General features: G+C 65.4%; 11 protein-coding genes. 4 read left to right on the top strand and 7 right to left on the bottom strand.

Annotation, left to right across the window (positions count from 1 at the left end):
* Position 1: 1 nt before the first annotated feature.
* The 6 genes from HU735_RS20015 to gloB form a co-directional block, all read right to left on the bottom strand.
* A complete protein-coding gene (locus HU735_RS20015; protein ID WP_028690523.1) occupies positions 2 to 1,021 on the bottom strand; it encodes an ABC transporter permease in 1,020 nt (339 codons plus the stop codon).
* A gap of 1 nt (position 1,022) precedes the next feature.
* Positions 1,023 to 2,096: a microcin C ABC transporter permease YejB gene (locus tag HU735_RS20010; RefSeq protein WP_011534684.1), complete on the bottom strand. Its 1,074-nt coding sequence runs from the start codon at positions 2,094 to 2,096 to the stop codon at positions 1,023 to 1,025.
* Between the two features lies 1 nt (position 2,097).
* A complete protein-coding gene (locus HU735_RS20005) occupies positions 2,098 to 3,930 on the bottom strand; it encodes an extracellular solute-binding protein (RefSeq protein ID WP_186714912.1) in 1,833 nt (610 codons plus the stop codon).
* On the bottom strand, positions 3,927 to 5,759 hold the full coding sequence (locus tag HU735_RS20000) for an extracellular solute-binding protein (RefSeq protein ID WP_202888871.1): 1,833 nt from the start codon (positions 5,757 to 5,759) through the stop codon (positions 3,927 to 3,929). The genes HU735_RS20005 and HU735_RS20000 overlap by 4 nt, the downstream gene beginning before the upstream one ends.
* 193 nt (positions 5,760 to 5,952) lie before the next feature.
* The gene (locus tag HU735_RS19995; protein ID WP_186714911.1) at positions 5,953 to 7,380 is read right to left on the bottom strand and encodes a lytic transglycosylase domain-containing protein; all 1,428 of its coding nucleotides are present in this window, start codon (positions 7,378 to 7,380) and stop codon (positions 5,953 to 5,955) included.
* 100 nt (positions 7,381 to 7,480) lie between these two features.
* Positions 7,481 to 8,260 (bottom strand): hydroxyacylglutathione hydrolase, encoded by a 780-nt coding sequence (gene gloB, locus HU735_RS19990; protein ID WP_186714910.1) that lies wholly within the window; start codon positions 8,258 to 8,260, stop codon positions 7,481 to 7,483.
* An 84-nt stretch (positions 8,261 to 8,344) separates the two neighbouring features.
* On the opposite strand from gloB, the gene HU735_RS19985 reads away from it, so the two are divergent.
* The 4 genes from HU735_RS19985 to HU735_RS19970 all read left to right on the top strand — a co-directional run bounded on the left by HU735_RS19985 (position 8,345) and on the right by HU735_RS19970 (position 12,874).
* Positions 8,345 to 9,118 carry a methyltransferase domain-containing protein gene (locus HU735_RS19985; protein ID WP_028690528.1) on the top strand — a complete coding sequence of 258 codons (774 nt, stop codon included), beginning with the start codon at positions 8,345 to 8,347 and terminating at the stop codon, positions 9,116 to 9,118.
* 13 nt (positions 9,119 to 9,131) lie between these two features.
* Positions 9,132 to 9,578: a ribonuclease HI gene (rnhA, locus tag HU735_RS19980; protein WP_028690529.1), complete on the top strand. Its 447-nt coding sequence runs from the start codon at positions 9,132 to 9,134 to the stop codon at positions 9,576 to 9,578.
* A 161-nt stretch (positions 9,579 to 9,739) separates the two neighbouring features.
* Positions 9,740 to 10,495, top strand: a complete 756-nt coding sequence (gene dnaQ / locus HU735_RS19975) for a DNA polymerase III subunit epsilon (protein WP_186714909.1) — start codon at positions 9,740 to 9,742, stop codon at positions 10,493 to 10,495.
* Positions 10,496 to 10,630: 135 nt separating this feature from the next.
* On the top strand, positions 10,631 to 12,874 hold the full coding sequence (locus HU735_RS19970) for an Orn/Lys/Arg decarboxylase N-terminal domain-containing protein (RefSeq protein ID WP_186714908.1): 2,244 nt from the start codon (positions 10,631 to 10,633) through the stop codon (positions 12,872 to 12,874).
* Here HU735_RS19970 and HU735_RS19965 read toward each other — a convergent pair.
* Positions 12,858 to 13,076 carry a hypothetical protein gene (locus HU735_RS19965; RefSeq protein WP_028690532.1) on the bottom strand — a complete coding sequence of 73 codons (219 nt, stop codon included), beginning with the start codon at positions 13,074 to 13,076 and terminating at the stop codon, positions 12,858 to 12,860. The genes HU735_RS19970 and HU735_RS19965 overlap by 17 nt on opposite strands.
* Positions 13,077 to 13,138 lie beyond the last annotated feature (62 nt).

Below are 13,138 nucleotides of genomic sequence, written 5' to 3'. Positions count from 1 at the left end.
GTCATTTCCTCGGGTCGAAGGCGTCGCGGGCGGATTCGCCGATGAATACCAGCAGGCTCAGCATCACCGCCAGCACGGCGAAGGCGCTGATGCCCAGCCACGGGGCTTGCAGGTTGGACTTGCCCTGGGCCACCAACTCGCCCAGCGACGGCGAGCCGGCAGGCAGGCCGAAGCCTAAGAAGTCCAGGGCGGTGAGGGTGCCGATGGCGCCGGTGAGGATGAACGGCATGAAGGTCATGGTCGAGATCATGGCGTTGGGCAGGATATGCCGGAACATGATCGGGCCGTTGCGCATGCCCAGCGCGCGGGCGGCGCGCACGTATTCGAGGTTGCGCCCACGGAGGAACTCGGCGCGCACCACGTCCACCAGGCTCATCCATGAGAACAGCAGCATGATGCCCAGCAACCACCAGAAGTTGGGCTGCACGAAGCTGGCAAGGATGATCAGCAGGTACAGCACCGGCAGGCCGGACCAGATCTCCAGGAAGCGCTGGCCGGCCAGGTCGACCCAGCCGCCGTAGAAGCCCTGCAAGGCGCCGGCGATCACGCCGACGATGGAGCTGGCGATGGTCAGCGTCAGGGCGAACAGCACCGAGATACGGAAGCCATAGATCACCCGGGCCAGCACGTCGCGGCCCTGGTCGTCGGTGCCCAGCAGGTTGTCGGTGGAGGGCGGCGCGGGGGCTGGTACCTTCAGGTCGTAGTTGATGCTCTGGTAGCTGTAGGGGATCGGCGCCCACAGCACGAAGGCGTCTTTCTTCTCAAGTAGCTCGCGGATGTACGGGCTCTTGTAGTTGGCCTCCAGCGGGAACTCGCCGCCGAAGGTGGTCTCCGGGTAGCGCTTGAAGGCGGGGAAGTACCATTCGCCGTCGTAGCGCACGGCAATCGGCTTGTCGTTGGCAATGAACTCGGCGCCCAGGCTCAGCACGAACAGCACCAGGAAGATCCACAGCGACCACCAGCCGCGGCGGTTGGCCTTGAAGCGCTCGAAGCGCCGGCGATTGAGGGGAGAGAGGGCCATGTCAGTGCTCCCGGCTGGCGAAGTCGATGCGTGGATCGACCAGGGTGTAGGTGAGGTCGCCGATCAGCTTCACCACAAGACCGAGCAGGGTGAAGATGAACAAGGTGCCGAACACCACCGGGTAGTCGCGGTTGATCGCCGCTTCGAAACTCATCAGGCCCAGGCCGTCGAGGCTGAAGATCACCTCGATCAGCAAGGAGCCGGTGAAGAAGATGCCGATGAACGCCGAAGGGAAGCCGGCGATCACCAGCAGCATGGCGTTGCGGAACACGTGGCCGTACAGCACCCGCGAACGGCTCAGGCCCTTGGCCTTGGCGGTGACCACGTACTGCTTGTTGATCTCGTCGAGGAAGCTGTTCTTGGTCAGCAGGGTCATGGTGGCGAAGTTGCCGATCACCAGCGCGGTGATCGGCAGCACCAGGTGCCAGAAGTAGTCGAGCACCTTGCCGGTGGTGGACAGCTCGTCGAAGTTGTTGGAGGTCAGCCCGCGCAACGGGAACCAGTCGAAGTAGCTGCCGCCGGCGAACAGCACGATCAGCAGGATGGCGAACAGGAACGCGGGGATGGCGTAGCCGACGATGATCGCCGAGCTGGTCCACACGTCGAAATGGCTGCCGTGGCGCACGGCCTTGGCGATCCCCAGGGGGATCGACACCAGGTACATGATCAGCGTGCTCCATAGCCCGAGCGAAATGGACACGGGCATCTTCTCGGCGATCAGGTCGATGACCTTGGCATCGCGGAAGAAGCTGTTGCCGAAGTCCAGCTGGGCGTAGTTCTTGACCATGATCCACAGCCGCTCGGGCGCGGACTTGTCGAAGCCGTACATGCGCTCGATCTCGGCAATCAGCGCCGGGTCCAGGCCTTGCGCGCCGCGGTAGTTGGAGCCGGCCACCGAGACTTCGGCGCCGCCGCCGGCGATGCGGCTGGTGGCACCGTCGAAGCCTTCGAGCTTGGCGATCATCTGCTCGACCGGGCCGCCGGGGGCGGCCTGGACGATGATGAAGTTGATGATGAGGATGCCGAACAAGGTCGGGATGATCAGCAGCAGGCGCCGCAGGATATAGGCCAGCATGTCAGTGGGCCTCTTCCACGACGGGGGCTTCGCTCACGGCAGGCGTGACGTCGGGCTTGATCCACCAGGTGTCGATGCCGATGTCGTACTTGGGCGACACGGCGGGGTGGCCGATGTGGTTCCAGTAGGCCACGCGGGAGGTCTTGATGTGCCAGTTGGGGATCACGTAGTAGCCCCACAGCAGCACCCGGTCCAGGGCGCGGCAGTGGTCGACCAGGCTCTGGCGCGAATCGGCGTTGATCAACTCTTCCACCAGTTGGTCGATGGCGGGGTCGCGCAGGCCGATGAAGTTGCGGCTGCCGGGGTTGTCGGCGGCGGCGCTGTTCCAGTATTCGCGCTGCTCGTTGCCGGGCGAGTTCGATTGCGCGAAGCCGCCGACGATCATGTCGTAGTCCCGCGAACGCAGGCGGGTGATGTACTGCGACACGTCCACGCGGCGGATCTCGAGGTTGATGCCCAGGTCCGCAAGGTTGCGCTTGAATGGCAGCAGCACGCGCTCGAACTGGGTCTGGGTCAGCAGGAACTCGATGCTCAGCGGCTTGCCGTCCTTGTCGACCATCTTGTCGTCGACGATCTTCCAGCCGGCGTCCTGCAGCAGCTTGTAGGCCTGGCGCTGCTGGTCGCGGATCATGCCGCTGCCGTCGGTGACGGGGTTGCGGAAGGCGCCGTTGAACACCTCGTCGGGCACCTTGCCGCGCAGCGGTTCGAGGATCTTCAGCTCGGCGGGCGAGGGCAGGCCGCTGGCGGCCATCTCGGAGTTCTCGAAGTAGCTGCCGGTGCGGGTGTAGGCGCCGTTGAACAGCTGCTTGTTGGTCCACTCGAAGTCCAGCAGCAGGCTGATGGCGTGGCGCACGCGGATGTCCTGGAACATCGGCTTGCGCAGGTTGAAGATGAAGCCCTGCATGCCCACCGGGTTGCCGTTGGGGATCTCTTCCTTGATCAGCCGGCCGTCGCGCACGGCGGGCACGTCGTAGGCGGTGGCCCAGTTCTTCGCGCTGACTTCCAGGGCGTAGTCGAACTGGCCGGCCTTGAGGGCTTCGAGGGCGACGGTGTTATCGCGGTAGGAGTCGAAGGTCATTACGTCGAAGTTGTAGAAGCCGCGGTTGATCGGCAGGTCCTTGGCCCAGTAGTCCTTGACCCGCTCGTAGCGGATCGAGCGGCCGGCCTTCACGTCGGCGACCTTGTACGGGCCACTGCCCAGCGGGATTTCCAGGTTGCCGCGGTTGAAGTCGCGGTTTGCATACCAGTGCTTGGGCAGCACCGGCAGCTGGCCAAGGATCAGCGGCAGCTCGCGGTTGTTGCTGTGCTTGAACTTGAACAGCACCTTCAGCGGGTCTTCGGCGACCACTTCGGCGACGTCGGCATAGTACTGGCGGTACAGCGGCGCACCGTCCTTGATCAGGGCGTTGAAGGTGAACACCACGTCTTCGGCGCGCATCGGCTGGCCGTCGTGGAAACGCGCCTCGGGGCGCAGGTAGAAGCGCACCCAGCTGTTGTCGGGGGCCTTTTCGATCTTGCCGGCCACCAGGCCGTACTCGGTGAAGGGCTCGTCCAGGCTCTGGCGCATCAGCGTGTCGTAGATGCTGCCGACGTTGTCGGCGGGCACGCCCTTGTTGATGAACGGGTTGAGGCTGTCGAAACCGCCGAAGCTGGACTGGCGGAAGGTGCCGCCCTTGGGCGCGTCGGGGTTGACGTATTCGAAGTGCTTGAAGGTGGCCGGGTATTTCGGCGCCTCGCCATACAGGGTCAGGGCGTGTTGCGGGGCGGCCACGGCCGGGAGCGTGAGGCAGGCCAGCAGCAGGCTGGCGGCCAGGCGGCGCAGGGTCGGCGTCATTTGGCTTTCTCCGAAGTCTTCTTGATCCACCAGCTGTTCAGCCCGAGGGTGTAGGGCGGCGTGGTGACGAAGGCGAACCGGTTGCGGTAGGCCAGGCGGTGATTGTCGAGGTACCAGTTGGGGATCATGTAGTACTGCCATGAGAGCACGCGGTCCAGGGCGCGCGCGGCGGCGATCTGGTCATCGCGGCTGCGGGCGGCGAGCAGGGTGTCGAGCAGGTGGTCGACCACCGGGTCCTTCACGCCAGCATAGTTCTTGCTGCCCTTGGTGGCGGCCTGGCTCGAATGGAAATACAGCCACTGTTCGAGGCCCGGGCTCAGGGTCTGGTTCAGGGTCATCAGGATCATGTCGAAATCGAACTGGTCGAGCCGTTGTTTGTACTGGGCGCGGTCGACGGTGCGCAAGCGCGCATCGATGCCGATGCTGGCCAAATTTTCGACATAAGGTTGCAGGATGCGTTCGAGGTTCGGGTTTACCAGCAGCAGTTCCATACGGAACGGCTGGCCTTTGCCGTTCACCAGGCGCTGGCCGTTGAGCTTCCAGCCGGCCTGGGCGAACAGGTCGAGGGCCTGGCGCAGGGCCGCGCGGCTGATGCCGCTGCCGTCGGTGTGGCTGACCTGATGGGGCTGGGTGAACAGCTTTTCGGGCAACTGGTCGCGGAACGGCTTGAGCAGCAGCCATTCCTTGCCGGTGGGCAGGCCTGTGGCGGTGAAATCGCTGTTGGGGTAGTAGCTGGTGGCGCGCCGGTAGGCGCCGTTGAACAGGGCGCGGTTGGTCCATTCGAAGTCGAGCATCAGGCCCAGCGCCTGGCGCACCCGTGGGTCGCTGAACGCGGCACGGCGGCTGTTCATGAACAGGCCTTGGGTCTGCGTGGGGATCTTGTGAGGGATCTGCGCCTTGATCACCTCGCCCCGGCGCACGGCGGGGAAGGTGTAGCCGTTGGCCCAGTTCTTCGCCTGGTGCTCGATATAGATGTCGAACTCACCTGCCTTGAACGCTTCGAAGGCCACGGTGGCGTCACGGTAGAACTCGTATTCGACGCGCTTGAAGTTGTACTTGCCGCGGTTCACGGCCAGGTCCTTGCCCCAGTAGTCCTTTACCCGTTCGAACACCAGGCGCCGACCCGGTTGCACCTCGCTGATGCGGTAGGGGCCGCTGCCCAGCGGCGGCTCGAAGGTGGTGGCCTTGAAGTCGCGCTTTTCCCAGTAGTGCTTGGGCAGCACCGGCATCTCGCCCAGGCGCAGGATCAGCAGCGGGTTGCCGGCGCGCTTGAACACGAAGCGGATGCGCAGCGGGCCGAGGATGTCGACCCGGGCCACTTCCTGCAGGTTGGTGCGGTAGATCGGGTGGCCGTCCTTGAGCAGGGTACGGTAGCTGAAGGCGACGTCGGCGGCGGTGATCGGCACGCCGTCGTGGAAGTGCGCCTCGGGGCGCAGATTGAACACCACCCAGCTGCGGTCCTCGCTGTACTCGACGGAGCGGGCGATCAGGCCATAGCTGGAGGTGGGTTCGTCGCCGGAGGGGTCGTACATGCCGGTGCCGACCATCAGCGGCTCGTTGAGCTCGTTGATGCCGTACTGCAGGAAGTTGGGCGTGGTGACCGGGCTCGAGCCCTTGAAGGTGTAGGGGTTGAGCGTGTCGAAGGTGCCGAAGGCCATGGCCCGCAAGGTGCCGCCTTTCGGGGCTTGCGGATTGACCCAGTCGAAGTGGGTGAAGCTGGCCGGGTACTTGAGCGTGCCGAACTGCGCGTATCCGTGGCTTTCGCTCACCATCGCGACGGCGGGGAAGCTCAAGGCCAGGCTGAGAGACAGCAGGAGGGGACGTATCAAGTCGGCATCCGATCCAGAAGGCGTTGGGCTTGGTTCGGGGTACAGTAACAGCTTGTCTGGAATGGAAAAAGGGTAGGGCGCGGGGCTTTGCTTCAGCCTTCAAAGCATCGCGGGGCAAGCCCGCTCCCACGCCAGGTCGCGATCGGCGTGGGAGCGGCGGTTCGCCGCTGCGACTTGCCCCGCGATTGGGTTGTTAGCGCGACAGGTAGACGGTCAGCGTCTGCCCCGGCTTGAGCGCATGCCCGCTGCGCGGATTCCAGCGCTTGAGGTGTTTCATCTCGACGTTGAAACGCTTGGCCACCAGATAGTACGAGTCACCCTTGCGCACCTTGTACTGGGTGGACCGCTGCTTCGCATCGGCCACCCGGTTGGCCGCCGCGCTCGGCGCGTTGCCGCCACGCAGGGCCAGCACCTGGCCGACCTTGAGGCTGTTGCCGCGCAGGCTGTTCCAGCGCTGGATGTCCTTGACCGCGACGCGGTTGGCCTTGGCGATGCTGCCCAGGTTGTCGCCACGCTTGACCCGGTAGCTGCGCGCCGCCGGCGCCTTGGCATCGGCCAGGGCGGCCTGGAACACGGCCTTGTTCGGCTGCAGGGCGACCAGTTCCTCGGGCTTGAGGTTGGACATGCGGTCGCTGAGCAGCTGCGCCTTGGCGGTGGGCACCAGCAGTTGCTGCGGGCCGTCCACGGTCATGCGCTTCTTGAACGCGGGGTTGAGCTGGATCAGTTCGTCTTCGTCGATGTCGGCGAAGGCCGCGACGCGGGACAGGTCGAGGCGGTCGTTGATGGCGACAGCTTCGAAATAGGGTTCGTTGGCGATCGGGTTCAGGTTGATCCCGTAGGCGGCCGGGGTGTTGACCACCTGCGACAGGGCCAGCAGCTTGGGCACGTAGTCGCGGGTTTCCTGCGGCAGCGGCAGGTTCCAGTAGTCGGTCGGCAGGCCCAGGCGCTCGTTGCGCTCGATGGCGCGGCTAACGGTGCCTTCGCCGGCATTGTAGGCCGCCAGGGCCAGCAGCCAGTCGCCGTTGAACATGTCGTGCAGGCGGTTCAGGTAGTCCAGCGCGGCGTTGGTCGAGGCGGTGACGTCGCGACGGCCGTCGTAGAAGTTGGTCTGGCGCAGTTTGAAGTGGCGCCCGGTGGACGGGATGAACTGCCACATGCCGGCGGCGTGCGCGCGGGAGTAGGCCATCGGGTTGTAGGCGCTCTCGATGGCCGGCAGCAGGGCCAGCTCCAGCGGCATGTCGCGTTCTTCGAGGCGCTCGACGATGTAGTGCAGGTAGAGGCTGCCGCGCTCACCGGCGTTCTCGAGGAACGAGGGGTTGCTGGCGAACCATAGGCGCTGCTGTTCGATGCGCGGATTGACGTCCATGCCGTCCTGCAGGGCGAAGCCCTGGCGCATGCGCTCCCAGACGTCCTGGGGCGGTGCTTCCTTGGGCTTGACCACCAGCGGCGCGGGCTTGTGCTTGATCCGCGCCTGGTAGTTGTGCGCGCGAACGCTGTCCGAATCGTCGAGCTGACGGGTGCTCTGGCAGCCGACCAGGGTGGCGGCCAGCGCCAGTGCACTGATCTGTGCCAGTCGCGTCAGGGCGACCGAATGAGCGGTTCTGCGGCTAGGGGAAGACATCGGCTGGAACGGTTATCCGGGCAAAAAAGTTGGGCGATTCTAGAAACCGGCCCCGGCCGGGTCAACCTTTGGGCTTATGTCACGATATATCTTGAGGTTATCAGAACACGTCCTTCCAAGACCTCAAGGCAGCAAAAACAGTGGCTTGGGTGGGGTTGGAATGTCCCTTCCATTCGTCTGCTTTTTGTTTAACGAATGTTTCAGCGGTACGCAAAAATGGGTTGGTCAGGCGCTCGAGGCCGATGGTGGAGGGCAAGCTGATGCGATTGTCGGCGCGCAGGCGGGTAACGTCTTCGAAGCGTTGCAGAACGTGCGGGTTTTCCGGCTCAACGGCGCGGGCGAAGCGCAGGTTGCTCAGGGTGTACTCGTGGGCGCAGTACACTTCGGTCTCGGCCGGCAGCGCGGCCAGGCGCTGCAGCGAATGGTGCATCTGCTCGGGCGTGCCTTCGAACAGGCGGCCGCAACCGGCGGCGAACAGGGTGTCGCCACTGAACAGTAGCGGCGTGGGCGATTGCGCAGTGTAATAGGCGATGTGGCCGAGGGTGTGGCCGGGCATGGCCAGGACCTCGAAGGTCAGGCCCAGTGCCTGGACCTGCGCGCCGTCCTCCAGGGCGACGTCACGGGCCGGGATGCGCTCGTTGGCCGGGCCGTAGACGGTGGCGCCGCTGGCCTGCTTCAGGGCTTCGACGCCGCCGACGTGGTCATGGTGATGGTGGGTGACCAGGATTGCCTCCAGCACCCAGTCGGGATGCTGGCCGAGCCAGGCGAGCACCGGCCCGGCATCGCCGGGATCGACCACTGCGCAGCGGCGATTGGCAGTATCCTGTAACAACCAGATGTAGTTGTCGTTGAAAGCGGGTAGGGCATCGATCTGTATCATGTGCGGATCCGTATCGCCAAGCCTGGACATTGGGGGCATCTTAGCCGCGATGGCGCGGCCGGAGAACCTTCGAGGGAGAACGCAATGACCGACCAAGCCTTCGCCCAGGCCGACCCCGACTGGGTCGAACTCATCAGCCTGGCCCGCGACTGGTTCAATGGCCCCCTTGGGCAGTTGATGCTCAAGGAAGAGGAAAAGTTGCTTGAAGAAGAGCTGCGGCGCTTCTTCGGTGGTTACCTGGTGCACTACGGTCCCTGCGCCGAACCTCCGCCCAATGCGCCACAGGTGCAGCGCAACGTGCGCCTCGGTGCGCCACTGCCGGGGGTGGAGATCGTCTGCGAGGAACAGGCCTGGCCGTTGTCGGAGCACGCCGCCGACGTGGTGGTGCTGCAGCATGGCCTGGACTTCAGCCTGTCGCCCCATGGCCTGCTGCGCGAGGCGGCCAGCGCGGTGCGCCCGGGCGGTCACCTGCTGATCGTCGGCATCAACCCGTGGAGCAGCTGGGGGCTGCGGCATTTCTTCAGCCAGGGCGCCTTGCGCAAGGCCCGCTGCATCTCGCCGTCGCGGGTCGGCGACTGGCTCAACCTGCTGGGCTTCGCGCTGGAGAAACGCCGCTTCGGGTGCTATCGTCCGCCGCTTGCCTCGCCGGCCTGGCAGCAGCGCCTGGCCGGTTGGGAGCGGGTGGCCGGGGGCTGGCAGAGCGCCGGGGGCGGCGTTTACCTGCTGGTGGCGCGCAAGATGGTGGTCGGCCTGCGGCCGCTGCGTCTTGAGCGCCGCGAGCCGATGGGCAAGCTGCTGCCGCTGCCATTGGCCAAGGTCAACCGCAGCGCCACCCACCCCGATTCCGAAAAGCACTGAACACGAGTGGTACATGAGCGATAGCGTCGAGATCTACACCGATGGTGCCTGCAAGGGCAATCCCGGCCCGGGCGGCTGGGGCGTCCTGATGGTTTTCAAGGGCGTCGAGAAGGAACTGTGGGGCGGCGAGCGCGAGACCACCAACAACCGCATGGAGCTGATGGCCGCGATCGAGGGCCTGAAGGCGCTCAAGCGCGAGTGCGAGGTGGTGCTGACCACCGACTCCCAGTATGTGATGAAGGGCATCAACGAGTGGATGACCAACTGGAAGAAGCGCGGCTGGAAAACCGCCGCCAAGGAGCCGGTGAAGAACGCCGACCTGTGGATGGCCCTCGATGAACAGGTCAACCGGCACAAGGTGACCTGGAAGTGGGTGCGCGGGCATATCGGCCACCCGGGCAACGAGCGGGCCGACCAGTTGGCCAATCGTGGGGTCGACGAGGTTCGGGCCCAGCGTTGAGCCAACTGGGGCTGCTGCGCAGCCCATCGCGGCACAAGGCCGCTCCCACAGGATTCATGCGGTCCCTGTAGGAGCGGCCTTGTGCCGCGATGGGCCGCAAAGCGGCCCCGATTCCGGTATACTCCCGCCTCGAATTCAAGCCCCGCAAGTTGGAGTCACCCGTGGAGCAGCAGCAAGACAAACGGTTCGTCATCCTCGACACCGAGACCACCGGCATGCCGGTGGCCGAAGGCCACCGCATCATCGAGATCGGTTGCGTCGAGGTCGTGGGCCGGCGCCTGACCGGGCGGCATTTCCACGTCTACCTGCAGCCCGACCGCGACAGTGACGAGGGCGCGATCAACGTCCACGGCATCACTGACGCCTTCCTGGTCGGCAAACCGCGTTTCGGCGATGTGGCCGAGGAGTTCTTCGAGTTCATCCAGGGCGCCACCCTGGTTATCCACAACGCGGCGTTCGACGTCGGCTTCATCAACAACGAGTTCGCGCTGATCGGTCAGCAGGACCGCGCCGACATCTCGCAGCACTGCCCGATCCTCGACACCCTGATGATGGCGCGCTCGCGCCATCCGGGGCAGCGCAACAGCCTCGATGCGTTGTGCAAACGCTACGGCATCGACAACTCCGGCCGTGAACTGCACGGCGCATTGCTCGACTCGGAACTGCTGGCCGACGTCTACCTGGCGATGACCGGTGGCCAGACCAGCCTGTCGCTAGCGGGGGATGGCGCGCAGGGGGAGGATGGGCAGGCCAGTACCGGCAGCGAGATCCGTCGGATTACCGGTCGTGTGGCGGGTAAGGTGATCATGGCCAGCGAGGAAGAGCTCGAGGCCCATGCAGAGCGCTTGGCGGCCGTCGCGAAGTCAGCCGGTGGGCCGGCGATGTGGCAGGTGCTGACCGAGGCCCCCGCCAGCTGATCCACTGACAGTACCGTTCCCATCGCGGGGCAAGCCCGCTCCCACGCTAGCTTACACAATCTGGCGTGGGAGCGAGCTTGCCCCGCGATGGCATCAACTACCCTGAGGGAAATTACCCGCAGAGGTAGCCGCCCGATGTACAAGGACCTCCAGTTCCCCATCCTCATCGTCCACCGGGCGATCAAGGCCGACAGCGTCGCCGGCGAGCGGGTACGCGGCATCGCCGACGAACTGGCCAGGGACGGCTTCGCCATCCTCGCCGCCGCCGACCAGGCCGAGGCGCGCCTGGTGGCCGCCACCCACCATGGCCTGGCCTGCATGCTGATCGCCGCCGAGGGCGTCGGCGACAACAGCCGCCTGCTGCAGAACATGGCCGAGCTGATCCGCCTGGCCCGGCTGCGCGCCCCCAACCTGCCGATCTTCGCCCTGGGCGAGCAAGTTACCCTGGAGAACGCCCCGGCCGAGGCCATGGGCGAGCTCAACCAGCTGCGCGGCATCCTCTACCTGTTCGAAGACACCGTGCCCTTTCTCGCCCGCCAGGTGGCGCGGGCCGCGCACAGCTACCTCGACGGCCTGCTGCCGCCGTTCTTCAAGGCCCTGGTGCAACACACCGCGCAGTCGAACTATTCCTGGCACACGCCGGGCCACGGCGGCGGCGTGGCCTATCACAAGAGCCCGGTGGGGCAGGCCTTTCACCAGTTCTTCGGCGAGAACACCCTGCGCTCGGACCTGTCCGTGTCGGTCCCCGAGCTGGGTTCGCTGCTCGACCACACCGGCCCCCTGGCCGCCGCCGAGGCGCGGGCGGCGCGCAACTTCGGCGCCGACCACACCTTCTTCGTCATCAACGGCACCTCCACCGCCAACAAGATCGTCTGGCATGCCATGGTCGGGCGCGGTGACCTGGTGCTGGTGGACCGCAACTGCCACAAGTCGGTGGTGCACGCGATCATCATGACTGGCGCCATCCCCCTCTACCTGTGCCCGGAGCGCAACGAGCTGGGCATCATCGGGCCGATTCCGCTCAGCGAGTTCACCCCGGCGTCGATCCAGGCGAAGATCCAGGCCCATCCGCTGGCCCAGGGGCGGCCGGCGACGATCAAGCTGGCGGTGGTCACCAACTCCACCTACGACGGCCTGTGCTACCACGCCGGGCTGATCAAGCAGACCCTCGGCGCCAGTGTCGAGGTGCTGCACTTCGACGAGGCCTGGTTCGCCTACGCCGCCTTCCACGAGTTCTTCGCTGGCCGCTATGCCATGGGCACGGCACGCGGCGATGAAGGGCCGCTGCTGTTCAGCACCCATTCGACCCACAAGCTGCTGGCCGCCTTCAGCCAGGCGTCGATGATCCATGTGCAGGACGGCGCCTCCCGCCAGCTGGACCGCGACCGTTTCAACGAAGCGTTCATGATGCATATCTCCACCTCGCCGCAGTACAGCATCCTCGCCTCGCTGGACGTGGCCTCGGCGATGATGGAAGGTCCGGCCGGGCGTTCGCTGCTGCAGGAGATGTTCGACGAGGCCTTGAGCTTTCGTCGGGCGCTGGCCAACCTGCGCGAGCACATCGCCGCCGACGACTGGTGGTTCAGCATCTGGCAGCCGCCACAGGCCCAGGGCGGTGAGCGGCTGGAGGCGGCGGACTGGCTGTTGCAGCCGGGTGCCGAGTGGCATGGCTTTGCCGAGCTGAGCGACGACTATGTGCTGCTTGACCCACTCAAAGTCACCTTGGTGATGCCGGGGGCCGGTGGCGGCGTGGGCGAGCACGGTATTCCGGCTGCGGTGGTCAGCAAGTTTTTGTGGGAGCGGGGGCTGGTGGTGGAAAAGACCGGTCTGTACAGCTTCCTGGTGCTGTTCTCGATGGGCATTACCAAGGGCAAGTGGAGCACGCTGCTCACCGAACTGCTGGAGTTCAAGCGCCACTACGACGCCAATACCGCGCTGGCCGACTGCCTGCCCAGCGTGGTGACGCCGCAGCCGTCACGCTACCAGGGGTTGGGGCTGCGCGACCTGTGTCAGCAACTGCATGCCTTCTATCGCGGCAATGCCACGTCCAGGCAGCTCAAGCTGCTGTTCACCCGTTTGCCCGAAGTGGCGATGACCCCGGCTGAGGCCTATGACCGGATGGTGCGCGGGGAGGTGGAGGCGGTGCCGATCGAGCAGCTGCTGGGCCGGGTCGCGGCGGTGATGCTGGTGCCGTATCCACCGGGAATTCCCTTGATCATGCCGGGCGAGCGCTTCACCGAGGCGACCCGCTCGATCCTGGTCTACCTGGAGTGCGCCCGGGCCTTCGACCAGGGCTTCCCGGGTTTCGTCGCCGACGTGCATGGCCTGCAGCGCGAGGGGACGCTGTACACCGTCGATTGCGTCAAGGAATGCGGATGATCTCGACGCCGGTCTGGGCCAGCTCGAAACGGTCGTCGCCCAGGTGGTTGACGCGGTCGCCGATGGCCAGTCGATAGCTGGTGACTGGCGCGCCGAGGGTGCTGCCGTCGGCCTGCAGGGTGGATTCCTGGAATTCGTGGACGGGGTAGATACGGCCTTCGGCGTCGCGGGCGTGGAACTGGCCGACCATTACTGCTGCCATTTAGGTGGAAACCTCTGAATCGTGTAGGAAATGTCTGTAGGCATAGACCAGTGAAACGCCCG

Origin of the sequence: Pseudomonas sp. BW16M2 (assembly GCF_014268865.1) — a bacterium.
Lineage (GTDB): Bacteria > Pseudomonadota > Gammaproteobacteria > Pseudomonadales > Pseudomonadaceae > Aquipseudomonas > Aquipseudomonas peradeniyensis.
The sequence above is the reverse complement of the archived record's forward strand: the minus strand, read 5'-3'. Positions and strand labels throughout refer to the sequence as shown.

Bases quoted from the DNA above. Each gene is read 5' to 3' on its own strand.
- HU735_RS20015 (WP_028690523.1), bottom strand. From the start codon at position 1,021: ATGGCCCTCTCTCCCCTCAATCGCCGGCGCTTCGAGCGCTTCAAGGCC.
- HU735_RS20010 (WP_011534684.1), bottom strand. From the start codon at position 2,096: ATGCTGGCCTATATCCTGCGGCGCCTGCTGCTGATCATCCCGACCTTG.
- HU735_RS20005 (WP_186714912.1), bottom strand. From the start codon at position 3,930: ATGACGCCGACCCTGCGCCGCCTGGCCGCCAGCCTGCTGCTGGCCTGC.
- HU735_RS19995 (WP_186714911.1), bottom strand. From the start codon at position 7,380: ATGTCTTCCCCTAGCCGCAGAACCGCTCATTCGGTCGCCCTGACGCGA.
- gloB (WP_186714910.1), bottom strand. From the start codon at position 8,260: ATGATACAGATCGATGCCCTACCCGCTTTCAACGACAACTACATCTGG.
- HU735_RS19985 (WP_028690528.1), top strand. From the start codon at position 8,345: ATGACCGACCAAGCCTTCGCCCAGGCCGACCCCGACTGGGTCGAACTC.
- rnhA (WP_028690529.1), top strand. From the start codon at position 9,132: ATGAGCGATAGCGTCGAGATCTACACCGATGGTGCCTGCAAGGGCAAT.
- HU735_RS19970 (WP_186714908.1), top strand. From the start codon at position 10,631: ATGTACAAGGACCTCCAGTTCCCCATCCTCATCGTCCACCGGGCGATC.
- HU735_RS19965 (WP_028690532.1), bottom strand. From the start codon at position 13,076: ATGGCAGCAGTAATGGTCGGCCAGTTCCACGCCCGCGACGCCGAAGGC.